This is a genomic window from Xylophilus sp. GOD-11R, from assembly GCF_033546935.1.
GTDB lineage: Bacteria > Pseudomonadota > Gammaproteobacteria > Burkholderiales > Burkholderiaceae_C > Xylophilus.
Window position 1 is genome coordinate 4,930,898 of the sequence record NZ_CP137854.1, and the last position, 19,766, is coordinate 4,950,663.

General features: G+C 69.4%; 19 protein-coding genes. 4 read left to right on the forward strand and 15 right to left on the reverse strand.

The annotated features are described in order from the left end of the window. Nucleotides 1–16: 16 nt before the first annotated feature. The 6 genes from R9X41_RS22785 to tsaB form a co-directional block, all read right to left on the reverse strand. Nucleotides 17–1,501 (reverse strand): DUF1501 domain-containing protein, encoded by a 1,485-nt coding sequence (locus R9X41_RS22785; RefSeq protein ID WP_318632709.1) that lies wholly within the window; start codon nucleotides 1,499–1,501, stop codon nucleotides 17–19. Continuing rightward, a complete protein-coding gene (locus tag R9X41_RS22790) occupies nucleotides 1,498–3,420 on the reverse strand; it encodes a DUF1800 domain-containing protein (protein ID WP_318632710.1) in 1,923 nt (640 codons plus the stop codon). Before R9X41_RS22790 ends, R9X41_RS22785 begins: the two co-directional genes overlap by 4 nt. A 165-nt stretch (nucleotides 3,421–3,585) precedes the next feature. Beyond that, the gene (gene pyrF, locus R9X41_RS22795; RefSeq protein ID WP_318632711.1) at nucleotides 3,586–4,410 is read right to left on the reverse strand and encodes an orotidine-5'-phosphate decarboxylase; all 825 of its coding nucleotides are present in this window, start codon (nucleotides 4,408–4,410) and stop codon (nucleotides 3,586–3,588) included. A gap of 10 nt (nucleotides 4,411–4,420) precedes the next feature. Further along, nucleotides 4,421–5,191, reverse strand: coding sequence for a uracil-DNA glycosylase family protein (locus R9X41_RS22800; protein ID WP_318632712.1), 771 nt, complete (start codon nucleotides 5,189–5,191; stop codon nucleotides 4,421–4,423). Between the two features lie 30 nt (nucleotides 5,192–5,221). Further along, nucleotides 5,222–5,695, reverse strand: a complete 474-nt coding sequence (gene rimI, locus R9X41_RS22805; RefSeq protein ID WP_318632713.1) for a ribosomal protein S18-alanine N-acetyltransferase — start codon at nucleotides 5,693–5,695, stop codon at nucleotides 5,222–5,224. Next, entirely contained in the window at nucleotides 5,692–6,420 is a 729-nt protein-coding gene (tsaB, locus tag R9X41_RS22810; protein WP_318632714.1) for a tRNA (adenosine(37)-N6)-threonylcarbamoyltransferase complex dimerization subunit type 1 TsaB, read from the reverse strand. Before tsaB ends, rimI begins: the two co-directional genes overlap by 4 nt. Before the next feature lie 88 nt (nucleotides 6,421–6,508). Here tsaB and dacB point away from each other — a divergent pair, with 88 nt between their 5' ends. Both dacB and R9X41_RS22820 read left to right on the forward strand, forming a co-directional pair. Beyond that, the gene (dacB, locus tag R9X41_RS22815; protein ID WP_412556640.1) at nucleotides 6,509–7,969 is read left to right on the forward strand and encodes a D-alanyl-D-alanine carboxypeptidase/D-alanyl-D-alanine endopeptidase; all 1,461 of its coding nucleotides are present in this window, start codon (nucleotides 6,509–6,511) and stop codon (nucleotides 7,967–7,969) included. A 98-nt stretch (nucleotides 7,970–8,067) separates the two neighbouring features. After that, on the forward strand, nucleotides 8,068–8,244 hold the full coding sequence (locus tag R9X41_RS22820) for a hypothetical protein (protein WP_318632715.1): 177 nt from the start codon (nucleotides 8,068–8,070) through the stop codon (nucleotides 8,242–8,244). Between the two features lie 55 nt (nucleotides 8,245–8,299). Here the strand turns inward: R9X41_RS22820 and R9X41_RS22825 are convergent, their stop codons facing one another. The 4 genes from R9X41_RS22825 to purE all read right to left on the reverse strand — a co-directional run bounded on the left by R9X41_RS22825 (nucleotide 8,300) and on the right by purE (nucleotide 12,030). After that, nucleotides 8,300–9,256: an SGNH/GDSL hydrolase family protein gene (locus R9X41_RS22825; RefSeq protein ID WP_318632716.1), complete on the reverse strand. Its 957-nt coding sequence runs from the start codon at nucleotides 9,254–9,256 to the stop codon at nucleotides 8,300–8,302. Nucleotides 9,257–9,324: 68 nt separating this feature from the next. After that, complete coding sequence (locus R9X41_RS22830; protein ID WP_318632717.1) at nucleotides 9,325–10,335, reverse strand: L-threonylcarbamoyladenylate synthase; 1,011 nt, start codon at nucleotides 10,333–10,335, stop codon at nucleotides 9,325–9,327. A gap of 13 nt (nucleotides 10,336–10,348) precedes the next feature. After that, the gene (locus R9X41_RS22835; RefSeq protein ID WP_318632718.1) at nucleotides 10,349–11,518 is read right to left on the reverse strand and encodes a 5-(carboxyamino)imidazole ribonucleotide synthase; all 1,170 of its coding nucleotides are present in this window, start codon (nucleotides 11,516–11,518) and stop codon (nucleotides 10,349–10,351) included. Next, nucleotides 11,515–12,030, reverse strand: coding sequence for a 5-(carboxyamino)imidazole ribonucleotide mutase (gene purE / locus R9X41_RS22840; RefSeq protein WP_318632719.1), 516 nt, complete (start codon nucleotides 12,028–12,030; stop codon nucleotides 11,515–11,517). The genes R9X41_RS22835 and purE overlap by 4 nt, the downstream gene beginning before the upstream one ends. Nucleotides 12,031–12,137: 107 nt before the next feature. Here purE and trxA point away from each other — a divergent pair, with 107 nt between their 5' ends. After that, nucleotides 12,138–13,028, forward strand: coding sequence for a thioredoxin (gene trxA, locus R9X41_RS22845; RefSeq protein WP_318632720.1), 891 nt, complete (start codon nucleotides 12,138–12,140; stop codon nucleotides 13,026–13,028). A gap of 24 nt (nucleotides 13,029–13,052) precedes the next feature. Here trxA and R9X41_RS22850 read toward each other — a convergent pair whose 3' ends face one another. Both R9X41_RS22850 and R9X41_RS22855 read right to left on the reverse strand, forming a co-directional pair. After that, on the reverse strand, nucleotides 13,053–14,168 hold the full coding sequence (locus tag R9X41_RS22850) for an NADH:flavin oxidoreductase/NADH oxidase (protein ID WP_318632721.1): 1,116 nt from the start codon (nucleotides 14,166–14,168) through the stop codon (nucleotides 13,053–13,055). Then, a complete protein-coding gene (locus R9X41_RS22855; protein ID WP_318632722.1) occupies nucleotides 14,165–15,112 on the reverse strand; it encodes a DMT family transporter in 948 nt (315 codons plus the stop codon). The genes R9X41_RS22850 and R9X41_RS22855 overlap by 4 nt, the downstream gene beginning before the upstream one ends. 229 nt (nucleotides 15,113–15,341) lie before the next feature. Between R9X41_RS22855 and R9X41_RS22860 the strand changes: the two genes are divergently transcribed. Continuing rightward, nucleotides 15,342–16,406 carry a porin gene (locus R9X41_RS22860; protein ID WP_318632723.1) on the forward strand — a complete coding sequence of 355 codons (1,065 nt, stop codon included), beginning with the start codon at nucleotides 15,342–15,344 and terminating at the stop codon, nucleotides 16,404–16,406. Nucleotides 16,407–16,505: 99 nt separating this feature from the next. On the opposite strand, the gene R9X41_RS22865 is transcribed toward R9X41_RS22860, so the two are convergent. The 3 genes from R9X41_RS22865 to R9X41_RS22875 form a co-directional block, all read right to left on the reverse strand. Beyond that, nucleotides 16,506–17,684: an alginate O-acetyltransferase AlgX-related protein gene (locus R9X41_RS22865; RefSeq protein WP_318632724.1), complete on the reverse strand. Its 1,179-nt coding sequence runs from the start codon at nucleotides 17,682–17,684 to the stop codon at nucleotides 16,506–16,508. A gap of 16 nt (nucleotides 17,685–17,700) precedes the next feature. Then, nucleotides 17,701–19,107, reverse strand: coding sequence for an MBOAT family O-acyltransferase (locus R9X41_RS22870; RefSeq protein ID WP_318632725.1), 1,407 nt, complete (start codon nucleotides 19,105–19,107; stop codon nucleotides 17,701–17,703). Nucleotides 19,108–19,290: 183 nt separating this feature from the next. Then, nucleotides 19,291–19,737 (reverse strand): hypothetical protein, encoded by a 447-nt coding sequence (locus R9X41_RS22875; RefSeq protein WP_318632726.1) that lies wholly within the window; start codon nucleotides 19,735–19,737, stop codon nucleotides 19,291–19,293. Between the last annotated feature and the right edge of the window lie 29 nt (nucleotides 19,738–19,766).

A 19,766-nucleotide genomic window follows, 5' to 3' on the forward strand; every position in this document is an offset into this window, starting at 1 on the left:
TGCGTGCGCGCGATGCTCAGGGCGGCGGCGGCGGCGGCGACTGCATGAAGCCCAGGTCGCGCGGGTAGTCGGGGCGGCCCGCCTCCGTGCCGAAATTCGCCAGGTTGGGCAACACCGTCGTGAGCTGGTCCTGAGGTACGCCGAACCAGCGCGCGAGGGTCGCCGCGTACTGGTCGACCGAGGTGCTGGGCAGCAGGCGGCCCTGGCCGATGTGCCACTGGTCTTCCGCCGCCGCCGTGTTGGTGACGCTCACCGGCGGTGCCGTGCCGTAGAAGCACTGTCCTTTCACCGCACCGCCAAGGATGAAGTGGTGCGATCCCCAGCCGTGGTCGGAACCGTTGCCGTTGATCGCCAGCGTGCGGCCGAAATCGGAAGCGGTGAAGGTGGTGACCTGGTCGGCCAGGCCGATTTCGACCGTCGCGGCATAGAAGGCTTCCAGGGCCGCACTGACCCGGCCGAGCAACACCGGCTGCTGGGCGGCCATGTTGTCGTGCAGGTCGAATCCGCCGAGCGAGACGAAGAACACCTGGCGCGAGGCCGGCCCGAGGCTGCCGCGCGCGTTGATCAGCCGCGCCACGATCTTGAGTTGGTCGCCGAGCGCATTGTTCGTGGGAAAGACGGTGTGCACGACGCTGCTGGGGCCGATCGCGGCGGCCACTAGTGTCTCGGTCGCGATGGCCCGCTTGGTCACTCGGTTGTATTCGTTCTCCAGCTGATGGGTTCGCGGCTGCTGGATCAGCGTGGCCAGAGCGGCCTTCACCGCACTGAGGTTGTAGGGCGCCGTCTTGATCGGTTGGATCGGCACCGCCCCCGAGGTGTTGACCTGGTATTGCGCCGCCTCCCGGCCGGACAGGAAGACCGCGTTGCCTGCCGCCGAAATGCAGGTGAATACGGGATTGCCGTTCGAGGTGATCAACTCGTCGGCGATGCGACCGCCCCAGCCGACACGGGAACCTTCCGGCGCCGACGACTGCCATATCGACTGCTGGTCGTTGTGCGACATCAGCTTGGGCGGCGCCGGCCGGGCGCCGGTGCTGTATTGGGCGCGGGTCATCGGCATCACCAACGGGCCCACATTCAGCAGCACGGCGGCCTTGCCGGTGTTGAACAAGGTGGCCATGCCCGTCATGGCGGGATGCAGGGCGTACTGGCGGTCGTCGGGCAGCGGCGAGGCCGGCGTGAGCAATGTCGGCACCAGGGCCGCCTTGGTGAAACCGCTTTCGCCGCGGATCGCGTAGTACTTGGCGTGACTGTCGTCGTCGTAGGTCACGACCGTGTTGGCGTAGTCATTGCCCCCGCTCAGGAAAACGCAGACCAGCGCCTTGTAGTCGGACGCCGTGGCTGCGGCGGCTTCGCCGATGCCGGCGAGATCGAACGCGAACGGCAGCGCGACGCCACCCAGGGCGGCCTTGCCGGAGTGCTTCAGGAAGTCGCGACGCGAAGTCTCGGCGGTTACTTGCGTGCTGCCTGTGGAGGCGGCCGGAATGGAAGGAGTTTTCATTTCTGCACCAGGTATTCGGCCGAGGACATGATCAACAAAAGTGCCGCTGCTATGCGCGACCGCTTGCTGACGGTAGAGCTGTTCGCGCTGAGCGGCGTTGCGCTGAGCGCGGTCACGATCAGATCGACCGTGTCGCTGGAGAGCTGGCCCGCGGCCATCAGCAGGTTCAGCCGTGCCACCAGCGCGGCGGCATCGTGGGCGATCGGGATCTCGGCCGCATAGCTGGCGGCGAGGTCGAAGCCGTCCGTGGCGTTGTTGCCGGGCTCGGGTTGATTGGGCGCGGCGACGTAGACGCCGTACCGCAAGAGGGTGACGAGGTAGTTGATGTAGCCGCTGACGGTCGTTTCGTTGACCAGCTGGAATTCGGGCGCGACCATGCCGGCGTCGGCGATAGAGGTACCCGGCGGCACGTACCCGGGACGGAAGAAGTTGAAGATCGAGGAGGCCCGCAACGGGCTCTGTGCCAACAGGGTGGTGGACGAGGTGTCGTACATCTTCCAGCTCCCGCGCGCCGAGTTGAAGCCGAAAGTGCGCCCCCATTGCGCTATGCGCAACATCGGCTCGCGAAGCTTGCCGTAGGTGGGACTGGTGAGCCCCTGCGCACCACGTGCTTCGTCGTCGAGAAGAACCGCGGCGACGGTCGCCGCGAGGTCACCACGCACGCCTTTGCCGTTGTCGGCGAATGCAGCCGACACCCGTGCCACGTAGTCCGGGCTGGGGTTGCTCGTGACCAGCCGCTGAATCAGTTGCTTGCCGATGAACGGACCCACGTTGGGATGGTCGGCGAGGGTGTCCAGCGCGATCTTCCGCGCCAGGGCCGGATCGGTGTCGGCGGGAATGGAGGTGCCGAGGAAATTGGCCGCCAGTGGCGAATGCAGGCTCGGATCCATCGCCATCGGCAGGCGGATGAACGTGGTGCTCGGCACCGAAAGATTGTTGTAGGGGGTATAGGTGTTGGCCGCCCAGTTGTAGCCGTAGCCGGTGAAGACGCGCGCCAGGTTGGTGACGTCGCTCTGCGTGTAGCTTTCCAGGGGCACACCGCCCGAGGTGATCGGCGTGCCGTCGGCATTGAGCATGACCAGGCCGATCGTCATGAGCTGCATCAGTTCGCGGGGAAAGTTTTCGTCGGGCTGGCGTCCAGCGTCGTTTTCCTTCTGGCTGCCGCGCGTGTTGAGGTACATGCCCATGGCGATGTGGAGCGAGACCTTGTCAAGCAACGTGCGGAAGGTGCCCAGCGCGTTCGCCGACAGGGTGTCCCACCAGTTCGCCATCGCATGCGACGGCCAGTAGTAGCCCGTGCCGTTGATCGAGACCGAGAAGATCTCGGAAAGCGCGAGTGCCACCCGCTTTCTGACCACGTCGTTGGTCGTGAAGATGTTCATCCAGATCGCGTAGTCGGCCTGGTAAGGGGTGAAGTGGAAGAACCGGGAGTCGATGGCGTTGTACCCCCGCTGGTTCAGCCAGGCGAAGGTGGTCATCGTGGGAATCACGTCGAATTGCTGGGCCAGATAGCCCGCGTAGCCGAGGGCCCGGACCTTGGCGATCTCGGCATCGGATGCGCTGAACTGGCATTGCTGCAGAAAACGGCTGGCGTCGCGGTCGTCGGCCGGGACCATGTTGAGCCGCGTGTAACCCAGCGGGCCGGCAGCACCGCCGGCGTACGTCGTCGACGCGACCGCCTGGAGTCCGGCCGGCGGAAGGGCCGCGCCCATCTGCCGGAGGCCCGGAGCGATCGTGTCGGCCATCGACGGATCGCCGCCGCCCCCGCAGGCGGCCAGCGCCGCCGCCGCCACGGCACTCGGCGCGATCCAGGCCGGCGGCGGACGTCCCTGCCGATACGGCGCCTGTTCGGCTGGAGTTTGGAACGCATCGGCCTGGCTGACCGGATGCTGCGCTTCGGTGGTGTGAGTATTGCTCATGTCCCCATGGTGGAACGAAGTGAGCGAACACTCAACGGTACTTATGGACCAATACGGTATTTGGGCGGCGCAACGCGTATCGCGTAGGCGGGTCCTGCACGACGCCCGGGCACAGTCCGAATCGCCGGCACCGCGACGACTGACGCCGGCCGCGGCTGTCGCCGCCTAGCGCCGCGCCTGCGCGAGCGCCGCCCGGGTGGAGACCGCCACGGCGCGAGCCGCCTCGGCAAAGTCGGCGCCGCTCGATGCGTACAGGATGGCGCGTGACGAATTGACCGCGATCGGCGCATCGGCACGCCAGCCGGCCTTGACGGTCGCGGCGGCATCGCCGCCCTGCGCGCCCACGCCGGGAATCAGCAGCGGCACGGTCGGGGCCAGGGCACGCACCCGTTCGATCTCCGCCGGGTAGGTCGCGCCGACCACCAGGCCGAGCTGGCCGTTGCGGTTCCACGGACCCTGTGCCAGCCGGGCGATGTGCTCGTAGAGCAGCGGCTGGCCGGGCACGTCGGCCAGGCGTTGGGCCTGAAAATCGTCGCCGCCGGGGTTGGAGGTGCGGCACAGCAGGAACACGCCCTTGCCCGGTCGGCGCAGATAGGGCTCGACCGAATCGAAGCCCATGAAGGGCGACAGCGTGACCGCGTCGGCGCCGAAGCGGTCGAAGGCCTCGCGGGCGTATTGCTCGGCGGTGGAGCCGATGTCGCCGCGTTTGGCGTCGAGGATGACCGGCACGCCCGGCGCCACGCGCTGCAGCGTGTTGACCAGCCGCTCGAGCTGGTCTTCGGCGCGGTGGGCGGCGAAATAGGCGATCTGCGGCTTGAAGGCGATGGCGAGGTCGGCGGTGGCCTCGGCGATGGCGGCGCAGAAGTCGTGGATCTTGCTCGGATCGTCTTTCCAGGCGCCGGGAAAACGGGAAGGTTCGGGATCGAGGCCGACGCAGAGCATCGAGCCGTTTTTGCGCTCGGCGTCGCGCAGCTGGTCGAGGAAAGTCATGGCGCCGATTTTACGGACGCGGCTCGGCCACTGCCGCGAGGGCCCGGCAGAGGTCTTCCCAGGCGCGTGCCTTGTCGTCCTGCGCCCGCAGCAGCCAGGCCGGTTCGTAGCTGGCCACCAGCGGTGCGCCTTCGAGGCGGTGTACCGTGCCGCGCAGCTTGCCGAGTGGCTCGTTGCGCCCCAGAGCGGCCTGGGCGGACAGCCGGCCGAGCGCCAGCACCATGGCCGGCTTGCGGGCCACGATGGCCTGCCCGAGCGCTTCGTCGAGCGCCTGCCCGGGCTCGCCGGCCCGCCCGACACCAGCCGCCCAGACGCGCGCGCCCCGGTGCAGGCCGGCCGCACGCAGCATCGCGTCGAGCAGGCGACCGGCGTCGCCCACGCGGGGGTCGGCGCCGGGGCTGTCGACGAGCAGCAGCCAGACGGGGGCCTGCGGATCGTCGCCCTCGGGGGTGGACAGGGCCAGCCAGTCGCCTCGCAATACGGCGTTGGAGACGGTGGAAGCAGTGGAAGCAACGCTGGACGGAACGCTCGTGGCAGCCGGCGCGGCCACCGGTGGCGGTGGCGCCTGGCGAGCGACGACGGCCGGCGGCGGTTCGGCGACACGCGGCGCTTCGGTCCGGGTCGACGGCTGGACGGGCACTTCGGCGACGGCCGCAGGGGCCGGTGCCGCCGCCACATCGGCTACGGGCACGGCCCGCGGCAGCCAGACCTGCACGCCCATCTCGCGCAGCATGGCGCGTCGGCGGTCGTCGAGGAGCAGGGTCGAGGTTTCGGCAGTCACCGCTCGATTATCGGTGGCGCGGCAATGCCCTCAGGACCACAGGCGCAGGCTCATCACGATGGCGTCCTCGCGCTCCGGGCCGAACGAGGGGTAGTAGCGCTTGCGCAGACCCACCCGGCGGTAGCCGTGCGCCTGGTAGACCTGCTGAGCGCGTTCGTTGCTGGCGCGCACCTCCAGCCAGAGCCAGAGCGCGCCCTGCCCGCGCGACCACAGCGCCAGCGCGTCCAGCAGCACCTGTGCCCAGCCCTGGCGCTGAAACTCGGCAGCGACGGTGAGGTTCAGCAGGTGCACCTCGTCGACACCTTTCATGGCCACGAAATAGCCGATGACCCGGCCCCTGGCGACGAGTTGCTGCGCCTGGTAGCCGGCGCGCAGCGAGTCGGCGAAATTGCCGGCGGTCCAGGGATGGGTGTAGACGTCCTGCTCGATCGGCAGGATGGCCGGCAGCGACTCGACGGTGATCGGCTCGAAATGCGCCTCGGTGAAGTCGGCCAGCGCGCTCATGCCTGCGCCTTCTTCTCGGCGGCGCGCTCCTCGGTGGTCTTGGCGACCTTGTCGCGCACGTACAGAGGCAGTGCCTGCGCGGCGTCGACGAGGCCGGCGGCGGCGATCAGCCCCGGCGCCAGCGACAGCAGCGCGGCCGCGTCCGGCAACAGGTGCACCGACTGTGGCGCGGCGCCGGCCAGGCGCTCGCCATAGGCCGCGCGGGCATTGCCGGCGAGCACCCAGCCTTCAGGCAGTGGCAGGTCTTCCGGCCGGTACAGCCGGGCCGCCCCCTCGACCGCGATCCAGCGTGCGCTGACGCTGTCGTATTGCAAGGCCTGTGCGTAGACCTCGTCCATGCGCGCGTCGAGCGTGGCGACGATGCGCTCGCCCGCACCGCCGAGCCGCGCCGACTCGGCCACCGCCGCCAGCGTATCGACCGGCAGCACCGGCAGCCCGCCCGGCCGGGCCGCACCGCGCGCACCGTAGGCGATGCCCTGTGCCGCGGCGCAGGCCGTGCGCAGGCCGGTGAAGGAGCCAGGCCCCCGGCCGAACACCACCGCGTCGAGCTGCGCGAAGGCGAGGCCGGCCTGGCGCAGCAGGTCTTCGAGCATCGGGATCAGCGTGGTCGACGCCTGCGCGCCGCCCGGGCCGCTTCGTTGCGTGACGACGCCGCCGGCGAGCAGCGCGGCGGAAAGTTGCTCGGTGCTGGTGTCGAAGGCAAGGAGACGATGGGCAGCGGTCATGCGCAAATTATCGACGCGGCGTCCGCCCGCACGAGCCACCGCGTCCGATGATTAGACTGACCGTCGCCCCGCACGCACCGAACCCTCGATGAACCGCCCTTCGCTTCGATCCCTGTTTCGTCCACGTCCGTCTTCTTCTCTGCGCCGTATCGCAGCGACCTTCACCGCCTTGTTGGCGATGGTCAGCGCCCTGCCCGCCATCGCGCAGACGCCCTTGCCCGCCGAAGTGGAAGCCGCCTTGCAGCGCGCCCGCCTGCCGGCCGATTCACTGGCGGTGATGGTGGCGCCGGCCGAGGGTGGCGCACCGTTGATCCGCTGGCGGGCCGACCAGCCCGTCAATGCGGCCTCGGTGATGAAGCTGGTCACCACGTATGCCGCGCTCGACCTGCTCGGGCCGACCTTCCGCTGGAACACGCCGGTCACCTTCGGCGGGCCGGTGGACACCGACGGCACGCTGCAGGGCGACCTGTACATCCGTGGGCAAGGCGACCCGTCCTTGGTGCTGGAACGCCTCTGGCTGCTGCTGCGCCGGGTGCAGGCGATGGGCGTGAAGAACATCGCCGGCGACATCGTGCTGGACCGCAGCGCCTTCGTACTGCCGCCGCACGACCCGGGCGCCTTCGACGGTGAGCCCACCAAGCCCTACAACGCCGCGCCCGACGCGCTGCTGGTGAATTTCCGCGCACTGACGCTGGGCTTCGTGCCCGACCTGCTCACCGGCCGCGCGCGGGTGCTGGTCGACCCACCGCTGGCCGGGTTGCGTGTGCCCGAAACCGTGGCGCTGGCACCCGCCCGCACCGCCTGCGGCGACTGGCGCGGTGGCCTGCAGGCCGAGCTGTCGGACCCCGAGCGCATCAGCTTCGCGGGCAACTTTCCGGCCGAATGCGGCGAGAAGAGCTGGCCGGTCGCCTATGCCGATCCCGACCACTACGGCGCGCGCGCCATCCAGGGCCTGTGGCGCGCGATGGGCGGGCGCCTGGCGGGGCGTGCGCGCGAAGGCCGCGCGCCGGTCGGCTCCACGCCGGCCTTCAGTGCCGCGTCGCCGACGCTCGCGGAGATCACCCGCGACATCAACAAGTACAGCAACAACATCATGGCGCAGCAGGTGTTCCTCACGCTGTCGCTGCAGTCCACCGGCACCGGCAGCTTCGAGGCCTCGCGCGAGGTGGTGCGGCGCTGGTGGCGGGAGCGTTTCGCCGACGTCGATCCACCGGTGCTGGACAACGGCGCCGGCCTCAGCCGCGACGGCCGCATCAGCGCCCTGGGTCTGACGCGATTGCTGCAGTCGGCCTGGCGCTCGCCGCTCATGCCCGACCTGGCCGCATCGCTGCCGATGGCGGGGGTGGACGGCACCTTGCGGCGCAGCCAGGCAGGAGCGGGCAGCGCGCACCTGAAGACCGGCAGCCTGCGCGACGTGGCGGCGGTCGCCGGCTATGTGCACACCGCGAGCGGTCGGCGCTACGTGCTGGTGGCCATCGCCAACCATCCCGAAGCCGGCGCCGCCCGCGCGGCGTTCGACGCCCTGGTCGCGTGGTCGGCACGGCAGTAACTGTCAACCGATGTAGCAAAGGCAAGAGACGTTACAAAGCCCGGAAAAATTCCGTTCGCCGATATGGTTTGGCCGCTCCTCCAACAGAACGGCCTCCCATGATCTGCAAGCTGCTCCGACACGTTCTTCGCCGACGGCGGTCTTCCCACCTCGCTCCGGGTTGCGGGCGCGGCAATCGCCGGTTCGCCTGCGCCATGCTGGCCACCGCGGCGGCGGCGGCTGCGGTTTCCGCCGCCACCGTGCTCTACGTCGACTTCGTGCGCGGCAAGGTATGAAAAAAGCCCGCCGGACCTGGGGTCCGGCGGGCTTCGTCGCGAAGACGGTGGTCGCTCAGAACCGCAGGCGCAGGCGGTCGTAGGCGTAGTTGCCGAACTGGCGGTTGGCCACCGGCGTGAAGTAGACGTTGTCGGCGAACTCGAACTTGGAGTAGTCGACGCCGCTTTTGATGGTGCCGGTATTGCACAGTGCCGAGTTGAGCTGGCCGGTGCCGGTGCCGATGCCGTTGCCCGCGTCCACCGAGGTGCAGACCACCGTGGTGCCGTCGTCGAAGTTGTAGCTGCCGGGCACGCCGATCTGCAGGTTGTAGTAGTACTGCGCATCCACGAACAGCACGTTGTCGCCGAGGTTGGCGATGGCGAGTTCGAGCGCGGTATTGAAGGCGGTGACCTGGCTGGTGAGCACGCTGGCCTGACCGCTGGCGGTACCGAAAGGCGAGCGGCCGATGTCGTAGACACCGGTGGACATGACATAGCGGGCGCCCGCATTGACCATGCGGCGCACCTGCGCGCCGAGCTCGGTGCCGGCGGTGCGCGAAGCGGCGACCGCCTGGTCGCTGGTCATGGTGCCGGCACGGTACGCGGCGAAATTGGCCAGCACGTCGGAGATGCCGCCGCCGACCAGGATCAGGTCGGACGACTTCGGCGAGTCCGACGCCAGGAAGGTGTCGATCTGCTCCGTGACGGTGGGCGTGCTGGCCACACCGGCAGCATCCGGGTGCAGGGTGACGCGGGCGTTGCCCACCGCGTAGCCGCTGCCGCCGGCCGACACCGCCGTCAGGCCCACGCCGTAGCGCGAGGCGAGCTGCTGTGCCCAGATGTTGACCGAGCCGTCGTTGACGGTATAGCGGGTGCCGGTCTGGCCGACGTCGCTGAGGCCGTCGCCGAACACCACGAAGCGCGACGGGCGGATCGCGGAATCGACGGTGCCGGAGCCGCAGGCGGTGAGCAGCGCGGCCGATGCGCACGCGATGGTCAGCACGGCGGTGCGGCGCAACCAGGAAACAGTCATGAATTTCTCCGTCTGAAAAGTGGGGGGAGTGTAGCGAGGGGCATTTCGGCCCCGGTATCTCGATGGTTTCACCCGGCCGCCGCGCGCTGCAGGCGGTCGCGTACGCCGTCCCAGGCGGCGTCGGCCGGTGGCGTTTCGACCCAGATGAGCTTGACGCCTGCATCGTCGAAGCCACGCAGCGCGGCGAACAGCTGGTGGGCGGTCGCGGCCGGGTCGTCGGGCATGCGCCGATGCAGCACCGCCTGGGAGCGGGCGCGCAGCGGCGCACGGGCATAGACGGCGATCGCGGCGGCGTCGGCGCCGAGCAGGTCGAGTGCGGCCTGCAGGGCGACGGCGTCCATCAGCCGCAGGCGGGCGCGCGGCGCGTAGTGCGATTCCAGCGTGCCGGAAGCGCGCGGCGTGTCGGTCCGCATCGCCTCGGGCGGCAGCGCGGGCTGGCCGCAGGCCGCTTCGATCTGGGCGGCGGTGACCGCGCCCGGCCGCAGCAGCACCGGTGCGCCACGGCTGCAGTCGACGATGGTCGATTCGATGCCCACATCGCAGGGGCCGCCGTCGAGCACCAGCAGGTCGAAGTCGAACTCGCCGGCCACGTGCGCGGCCGTCGTCGGGCTGACCCGACCGAACTGGTTGGCGCTGGGCGCGGCCACGCCGAACACCCCGCGCGCCAGGCAGGCGGCGAGCACGGCTTGCGCCACCGGATGGCTGGGGCAGCGCAGGCCGATGGACGCCTGGCCGCCGGCGGCGGTGGCGGCGTGCTCGGGCCGGCGCGGCAGGATCAAGGTGAGCGGCCCGGGCCAGAAGGCGTCGATCAGCCGGCCGGCGAAGTCGGGCAGCTCGGCGGCGTAGTGCGACAGCGCGGCCGGCCGGTGGTCGGCGCCGGTAGCCGGTGCCAGATGCACGATCAACGGATGGTCGCTCGGCCGGCCCTTGGCCGTGAAGATCGCGCCCACCGCCTGCGGGTTGTCGGCGTCGGCGGCCAGGCCGTAGACGGTCTCCGTCGGCAGGCCGACCAGATGGCCGGCGGCCAGCTGGGCCGCCGCGCGGGCGATGGCCTGGGGATCCTGTCCGTCGAGCACCATGGACGCGGTTTTCTCAGCCGAAACGGGCGATGCCCAGCACGTCGCACGCTGTGATCGCGGCTTCGCGGGCGCTCGCGGCGTCGGGTGCGGTGAAGGTCAGGTGGCCCATCTTGCGACCGGGCTTGGCGTCGCGCTTGCCGTACAGGTGCAGGTGCGCGCCGGGCAGCGCCAGCACCTGCGCCCAGGCGGGCGTGCGCTGCTCACCCGAGGCGTCGAACCACAGGTCGCCGAGCAGGTTGAGCATGACGGCGGCGCTGTGCTGGCGCGGCTGCACCAGCGGCAGGCGGCACAGGGTGCGCACCTGCAGCGTGAACTGCGAGGCGTCGCAGGCATCGATGGTGTAGTGGCCGCTGTTGTGCGGGCGGGGCGCGATCTCGTTGACCACCAGCCGGCCGTCGCCCAGCACGAAGAATTCGACGCAGAGCACGCCGACGTAGTCCAGGCCGTCGGCGATGGCGCGGGCCGCGCCCACGGCCTCGTCGGCCAGCGCGGCATCGATATTGCCGGGATGGACCTCGGTGACGGCCAGGATGCCGTCGCGGTGCAGGTTGCGCTGCACCGGAAAGTGCACGAAGGCGCCGTCGGCACCGCGCGCCAGCACCACCGAGCATTCGGCGGCCAGCGGCAGCATCTGTTCGAGCACGCAGGGCACACCGCCGAGCGATCGCCAGGCAGCGGCCAGCGCGGCGGCATCGGCCACCCGCACCTGGCCCTTGCCGTCGTAGCCCATGCGCGAGGTCTTGAGGATGCCGGGCAGCAGGGCCGCGTCGACGGCGGCCAGTTGCTCGGCGGACTCGATCACCGCGTAGGGCGCGCAGGGCACGCCGCAGGCCACGAAATGGGCTTTTTCGGCGGCGCGGTCCTGGGCGATGGCCACGGCGCGCGCGGCGGGCGACACCGGCAGGCGCTCGGCGAGCGTGGCCAGCGAGGGCGCGGGCACGTTCTCGAATTCGGTGGTGACGGCCGCGCACAGGCCCGCCAGTTCGGCCAGGCCTGCCGGGTCGTCGTAGGCGGCGCGCACCTGATGGTGGCTGACGCGTCCGGCGGGGCTGTCGGTGTCGGGGTCGAGCACGGCGGTGAAATAGCCCATGGACTGGGCGGCGTGCACGAACATGCGGCCGAGCTGGCCGCCGCCGAGCACTCCCAGCGTCGCGCCGGGAAGGATCTGTCCGGCGTCCTTCATGCGACGTTGCCCTGGTCGGGAAGCGCCATGGCGCGGGCGGCGGCGGTTTGCTCGGCGCGGAAGGCTTCAAGCCTGGCGCGCAGGGCCGTGTCGGTACTGGCCAGCAGCGCGACGGCGAACAGCGCCGCGTTGGCCGCGCCCGCGTTGCCGATGGCGAAGGTGGCCACGGGAACGCCCTTGGGCATCTGCACGATGCTGTGCAGCGAGTCGACACCCTGCAGGTGGCGACTGGCGACTGGCACGCCGAGCACCGGCACGGTGGTCTTGGCAGCCAGCATGCCCGGCAGGTGGGCGGCACCGCCGGCGCCGGCGATGATGGCCCGCAGGCCCCGGCCGGCGGCGGATTCGGCGTAGGCGAACATGTCGTCGGGCATGCGGTGGGCCGAAACCACCCGTGCCTCGTAGGGCACGCCGAACTGCGAAAGAATCTGGGTGGCCTGCGACATGGTGTCCCAGTCGCTGCTGGACCCCATCACCACGCCGATAACCACGCCACCTTGAACCGGGTCCATCACTGCTCCTCTTTGAGAGCGCGTGATTTTACCGGCTGCCTCCGCCGCAAGCCCCGACCGGGTCGAATCGTGCTTGAATCCGCGTTTTGAATCCGCATCTCACAACGATGATCGACGTCACCGTAGAAAACTTCGAAACCGAAGTCATCGCCGCTTCGCAGACCGTGCCCGTGCTGGTCGATTTCTGGGCGCCGTGGTGCGGCCCCTGCAAGACGCTCGGGCCGGTGCTGGAGAAGCTGGAGGCCGACTACGCCGGCCGCTTCAAGCTGGTCAAGATCGACTCCGACCAGGAGCAGCAGCTCGCCGCGGCCTTCGGCATCCGCAGCATCCCGACCTGCGTGCTGCTGCAGAACGGCCAGCCGGTCGACGGCTTCATGGGCGCGCTGCCCGAGGGCCAGGTCCGCGCCTTCCTCGACAAGCACGTGCCGCCGGCCGACGAGCTGGAACCCGAGCCCGAACCCGAGCCGGAAGAAGCGCCCGGCGAGGGCGATCCGCAGGCCGCGCTCGAAGCGCTGCAGCATGCGGTGGCCACCGACCCGGCCGACGACGAAGCCCGCTTCGGCTACGTCAAGGCGCTGATGCAGCAGGGCCGCAGCGACGACGCCAAGGTGGCCTTCGCGCCGGTCATCGCCAAGGCCGCGCTCGACCGCCGGCTCGACGCGCTGCAGCGCTGGATGAAGGCCGACGATTTCGCGCAGGGCGCCGACCTCGCCGCCATCGAGGCCCGCATCGCCACCGACCGCCGCGACTTCGCCGCCCGTTTCGACCGGGCCCAGGTGCTGCTGGCCGCGCAGGCCTGGACCGAGGCCATGGACGAGCTGCTCGAGATCCTGATGCGCGACAAGTCCTGGAACGAGGATCTGGCACGCAAGACCTATATCGCGATCCTGGAGATCATCGAGCCGCCCAAGGTGAAGGTGGCCGACGGCCAGGTGCCGCCACAAGACCCGACCGTGGCGAGCTACCGCCGCCGGCTCAGCAGCGTCGTGCTGAGCTGAGCCCGGCCCCCGCGCTGCGCCGGCTCAGCGCTGGCCGGTGCGTGATCCCTTGAACAGGCTCTTGAACTGCGAGGGCTGCGAGCGCCAGTACTGCGGCGGCGCGTCCACCTGCGCACCCAGCGCGGCGGCCGCGTGCCAGGGCCAGCGCGGGTCGTAGAGCACGGCTCGCGCGATGCCCACGGCATCGGCCTCGCCGCCGGCCACGATGGCTTCGGCCTGCTGCGGCTCGGTGATCAGGCCGACGGCGATCGTCGGCAGACCGGTTTCCTGCTTCACCCGCTGCGCCAGCGGCACCTGGTAGCCGGGGCCGATCGCGATCTTCTGCTGCGGCGACACCCCGCCGCTCGACACATGGATCGCATCGCAGCCACGCGCCTTGAGCGCCTGGCCCAAGGCGATGGTGCTCTCCACGTCCCAGCCGCCGTCGACCCAGTCGCTGGCCGACACCCGGATCCACACCGGCCGCTCGGCCGGGAAGGCGGCGCGCACCGCGTCGAACACCTCCAGCGGAAAACGCATGCGGTTCTCCAGGCTGCCGCCGTATTCGTCGGTGCGCCGGTTGGCCAGCGGCGACAGGAACTGGTGCAGCAGGTAGCCGTGGGCACCGTGGATCTCCAGGCCGTCGATGCCCAGCCGGGCGCAGCGCTCGGCGGCCTGCACGAAGCCTTGCTTCACCCGGGCGAGGCCGGCGGCGTCGAGCGCCAGCGGCGGCTCTTCGGTGGCGCCGTGCGGCACGGCCGAGGGTGCGACCGCTTCCCAATGGCCGGGCTGGCCCGACGCGATCTGGTCGCCGCCCTGCCAGGGCGCGCGGCTCGACGCCTTGCGCCCGGCGTGGCCGAGCTGCACCGCCACCTTGATCGGCGAATAGGCGCGTACCGCCTTCAGCACACGCGCCAGGGCGGCTTCGTTGTCGTCCGAATACAGGCCCAGGTCGTCAGGCGTGATGCGGCCTTCGGGCACGACCGCGGTAGCCTCCAGGATCAGCAGGCCCGCACCCGACAGGGCCAGGTGGCCGAGGTGGATCGTGTGCCAGTCGGTCGCGTTGCCGTCCACCGCCGAGTACTGGCACATGGGGGCGATGACGACGCGGTTGTCCAGCGGCAGCTGGCCGATCTGCCAGGGGGAGAAAAGCTGACTCAAGGTGCGGCTCCGGGGTGGATTGCAATGGCGGGCACGGCCGGCGGCGCACGCCGGCTCGCGGTGTGGATCAACAAGGCAGCCACCACCATCGCGGTGCCTGCCAGTTCGTGCGACAGCGGCGGCTTGCCGAGTGCGGCGGCCATGAGCAGAGCCGACACCGGCACGAAGTTCATGAACGCCGTGCCGGTGACCGCCCCCAATGCCGCGACACCGTAGTTGAAAGCCAGCACCGCGAAGCCCGAGGCCATGACCGAGATGTAGAGCAGCGCATGCCAGTGGTGCTGCAGCTGCGCCACCGACGGCGGGGTGGCGATGCCCATCGCCGTGGCGACCAGCGCCGCGACCACCAGCAGCGGCCAGGCCGCCACCATGCTGAGCGCGCTGTACTCCAGCACGTCGAGCTGCGGAAAGCGCGCCGGCCCCCGTGTGTACCAGACCCAGCCGAGCGAGCCCGCCAGCGCGATGCCGTCGCCCAGGCCGGTGTGCGCATCGCTGGCCGCGCCGTGGGTGGCGACGCCCGACACGATCACCACGCCGACCAGCGCCAGCACGGCCGAGCCCGCGGTGATCCAGCCCGGGCGAACGCCGTCGAGCGCCCAGCGCACCAGCTGCGAGGTGATGGGAATCGTGGCCACGATGACCGCGCTGTGCGAGGGCTCCGACAGGCTGAGCCCGACCAGCAGCAGGATGCCGAAGACGCCGAACCCCATCACGCCGCGCACGGCCAACGGCAAGGCGGCGCCCCGCAGTCGCTTCCACGGACCGGCGCCACGCGGCACCAGCAAGACGGTGAACATCAGCGCCGCGACGGTGTAGCGCACGACGGTGAGCCAGAAGGCGTCGACCTGTGGCAGCACGTCCTTGCCCACCATGAACATCGATCCCCAACTGGCGGTGGCCATCAACAAGGCGACGATACCGGGCAGGCGGGAAGCGGGTGTCATGCAGGGGCAGGTGAGAAACAGTCACAAATTATGGAGGTTTGCGGGAAAACCCGTGCGCCGAACCGACACTTGCCCCCCATCGTTCCATACCCGATGCGAACCTGGGGTTTACCCAGGGTTGTCACAGAAGGCAGCTCCAATTCACCCAGCTTCCTGACCGGACGCTGACCGGAGACGACCGCTGCCTATCGGCGAGTCAACCGGTGCCTTGCAATTCACAAAGCCTCAAATGAAAAAGACTCTCGTCGCCATCGCCGCCCTCGCCGCTTCTGCGGGCGCTTTCGCCCAGTCCAACGTCACCCTGTTCGGTGTGATCGACGCATCCGTCGCCCGCGTTTCCACCGGCGGCAACCATGTCGCCGGCCTGGCCACCGGCGACCAGACCAGCAACCGCCTGGGCTTTCGTGGCACCGAAGACCTCGGTGGCGGCCTGCGTGCCGGCTTCTGGCTGGAAGGCGGCTTCAACGTCGACGCCGGCTCCGGGTCGACCAACGGTGCCTTCGGCTTCGAGCGCCGCGCCACCGTCAGCCTGGAAAGCAAATCCGCCGGCGAACTGCGTATCGGCCGTGACAAGCTTCCGAGCTATCTGAACATCGAAACCTTCGACCCCTTCGCCGACATCGGCATCGGCGGCCTGGGCGCTTCCAACCTGATCAGCAGCTCGGCTGCCGGCACCCCAGGCGGCAGCGCTCCCAAGCGCGCCAGCAACTCCGTGCAGTACATCCTGCCCTCCACGCTGGGCGGCTTCTACGGCCAGGCGATGTACGCGTTCGGCGAAACCAACTCGTCGCAAGCCAACGACAAGCAAGGCAACGCCTACAACCTGCGTGGCGGCTACAAGGCTGGCGCGATCAACTTCGGCCTGGGCTACGGCGAAGTCCGTGGCGGCGCCCTGACCCTGCCGGGCGGCGTCGACTACAAGACCACCACCGTGGGCGCGTCATACGACTTCGGCTTCGTGAAGCCGATGGTCCAGTTCGTCGGCGAAAAGGGTGGCGGCCAGAAACGTGAAGTGTTCGAAATCGCGGCCACTGCCCCGATCGGCGCCGGCGAGCTGCGCGCTGCCTTCAGCACCTACCGCAACAAGACCACCGACAACGCCGACGCCGACAAGTTCGCCATCGGCTACGGCTACAACCTGTCCAAACGGACCCAGGTCTACGGCACCGTCGCCCGCGTCAACAACGACGGCCTGGCCACGCGCGGCCTGGCGGTCTCGGGCCTGACCCAGCCGACCATCGCGGCCGGCCGCAACGTCACCGGCTACGAGATCGGCGTGCGCCACAGCTTCTGAGCGCCCACCGGACTGTCTGATTTTTCATTGCGAGTTGGGGCTGGAGCCTGGCGGCTTCAGCCCTTTTTTATGGGCGCCCGAATGCCGGCCGGCGCAGCCTCAGGGAAGCGCCCAGCGCTCCTGCCCGCGCGGCAGTTGCAGCACCCGCTCGGGCATTTCCCACACGATGAGTTTGGGCGGCGTCTGGCGGAAGGCGTCGCTGGCGAAGTAGGCCGAAGGCGAGCCCCAGAAATTGCCGCCGTCCTTGGCGAAGTTGCCGACCGGCGTCTGCAGCGCGGCGGCCAGGAACTCGGCGAAGTGCGAAGTGCGCGAGAAGGATGTGCCGATCAGGGCGACCTGCGGCAGATCGGCATCGCCGAAAAGCTCGGCTTCGGCCGAGGCAGCCGATGAAGCCGCCGCGACAGCCGCGTCGGGCTTGCGCAGCGTGAAGCTGCTGTCCGACGCTTCCTCGGGCACCGGCTGCAGCGACAGCGGCAGACCATCGAGCCCGGCCAGCCGCACCAGATCGCCCGGCCGGCGCGCCGGCATGCCGCGAACCACGTCCCAGTTCTGCTGAGGCGACAACTCCAGGCCCAGGCTGCGGGCCACGTCGGCCACCGCGCGCGCGGCGGCGTCGGCGGCGTTCTCGGTCCAGTGGGTGTCGGTGCGCAGGAACGGGTCTTCGCCACGGTCCTGCAGGGTCTTCAGGGCCGGCGTGGTGTCGACCACCGGCACGCCGGCGGCGGCCAGGCGGCTGACGAAGCCGCGCAGCCGGCCTTCCAGCGCGAGCGAGCGGTCGAGCTCGCACAGGCGCTGCGTCTCGATGCGGCTCTTGTCCGGCACCACGGCCACCATCAGGCGGATGCCGCGCTGGCGCAGCGCGGCCTGGATCTCGACGACGGCACGCGCGCGGTCGCGCAGGTAGCGGTCGCCATCGACCTGCGGCGCCAATTCCTCGGCCAGGAACAGCCAGCCCGGGCAGCCTTCGCGCACCTGCGGCCCGAGGTCGCTGATGGCCAGCCAGCTCAGCTCGCGCTCGCGTTCGGCCGCCACCCGCGCGAAAGGCGCGTTGGCCAGGGCCTGCGCCATGTCGCGCATGCTCGCGCCGTCCAGAAAGGCGGCGCGGGTGAGCGCGTGCGGCAGCAGGTCGAGCCGCTGCGTGACGACGGCGGTGACGGTGGTGGCGAGCCCGCCGGCCAGGAAGGCCAGCAGCGCCGCGCCCGACCAGCGTGCTGCCAGGCTGCGGGCCTTGGGCGGCTCGATCGGTGGCGCGGCGTTGGCGGCGGACGGTGCGGTCATGGGCGGCTTCCTCGTCTCAGAACTGGAAGTACAGGAAGGGCACCGCGCCCCGGCTGGCGATCAGCGCGAAGGACAACAGGAAAGCCGGCACCGGCCACAGGGCGCCGATGGCCGACAGGCGCGGTCCGGCCCGCGCGGCGATCTGCGGCGCCACCGCCGGCCAGACCACGCAGACGATGCCCAGCGCGAAGGCCAGCAGGTGCGCGCGCCGCAGGCCGGCGTCGAGCGCGTCGCCCACCTCGAAGCCGCCGTGCAGGCCGAACTGGCCGGCCAGCATGCGCAGGGCGCTGTCGAAATCGTGGGCGCGGAACAGCGTCCAGGCCAGCATCACGAACAGCAGCGTGGCGATGCGCGCCAGCGGCATCGCCAGGGTGCGGCCGCTGGCGCTGTAGGCCCGGGCACAGCACAGCGCCACGCCGTGGGCGATGCCCCAGAGCAGGTAGTTCCAGCTGTCGCCGCCGTGCCAGAGGCCTGCGATGGCCATGGTGAGCAGCAGGTTGACGTAGGTGCGCACGCTGCCCCGGCGGTTGCCGCCCAGCGGGATGTAGAGGTAGTCGCGAATCCAGCTCGACAGCGACAGGTGCCAGCGCCGCCAGAAGTCCTGGATGCTGCGCGCCAGGTAAGGATGGTTGAAGTTCTCGGGAAAGTGAAAGCCCAGCATCAGCGCGATGCCGATCGCCATGGCGCTGTAGCCGGCGAAGTCGAAGAACAGCTGCAGGGTGTAGGCCGCGCAGCCGATCCAGGCGTCGGCGAAGCCCGGCCGGGCCTGGGAGAAAGCCAGGTCGACGATGGGTGCCAGCGTGTCGGCGATCAGCACCTTCATGCTCATGCCCACCATGAAGCGCCGCGCGCCGGCGCCGAAGCCGTCCCAGCCGAAGCTGCGGTTGCCGATCTCCTTCTTCACCCAGTCGTAGCGGATGATCGGCCCGGCGATCAGCTGGCCGAACATGGCCTTGTAGGCGGCGAAGGCGACGAAGCTGCGTTGCGCGGTGACCGTGCCCCGGAACACGTCGACCAGATAGGAGATGGCCTGCAGCACGATGAACGACAGCCCGATCGGCAACGCGACCTTCTGCCAGGCGATCGGCATCGCGCCGGCATGGCCGAGCGCGGTGTTGATCGTCTCGACCACGATGTTGGCGTACTTGAACCAGCCCAGCAGACCGGCCATGACGACGATCAGCACCGTGAGCTGAATGCGCCGCATTTGGGGCGCGGTGGTGGCGGCGATGGTCAGGCCGCCGCCCCAGGTAAGCGCGGTCAGGCCGACCAGCATCAGCAGGTAGGGCGGGCTCCACCAGCCGTAGAAGATCCAGCTGCCGGCCAGCAGGGTGCCGTTGCGCAGCGCTTTCGGCGTGATCGCGTAGGCGATCAGGAAAAGCGGGAAGAACAGCAGCAGGAACTCGAGCGAGGCAAAAACCATGGGTGCGACTGAGCAGCTTCGGCGTGCCGTGGCGTGGCAGAAATTTGGCGCAGCTCCATCAGAGGCTGGCCACTCCTGAGAAGCTCGACAATAGTATCAGTCTGTGACGTCCGAAACGCTTTACCCGTACGCCCTGCGAGGCGCCTGCGCGTGCTTCCGTGTGAGGCTTCCCCTTATTTTTCGTCAGAGCTGCATGAGTATCATGCTGAAGGTCTTGCCCGGATGTGAGTATGGGAAAGGCTCGAAGGTCTGAATGCTGGATTGATTCAGCGTGAGGCGCACTTCACGTTTGGGATAATCATCAGTCAGCGATTCATAAGGCTCGCAGCTATAGGCGGAGCTATAGGCGGGTCCAATCTTGACGTTGCCTGTAAAAACGATCTCGTCAACATCGTTCTTGTCGATCAGAAGCAAACCCTTCTTGGTTAACTTCGGATCGGTGTCCGCCTCCACTCCCGCCGGCCCCTCTCTGTTAAGGAGCAACATAATGCCTGAATATTGCTCGGGATTATAATGGTTGATTCGCAAGAGATGGGGATAGGTAATTAACTGAAACATGTCGAATGTAAGAAACCCCGAAGTTATCGCCGAAAAGTCGCGGTGATTCAGAATCTTGAGATAGGTGGACATAAGGGCTCACTCCGCATCAAATGGTTGGA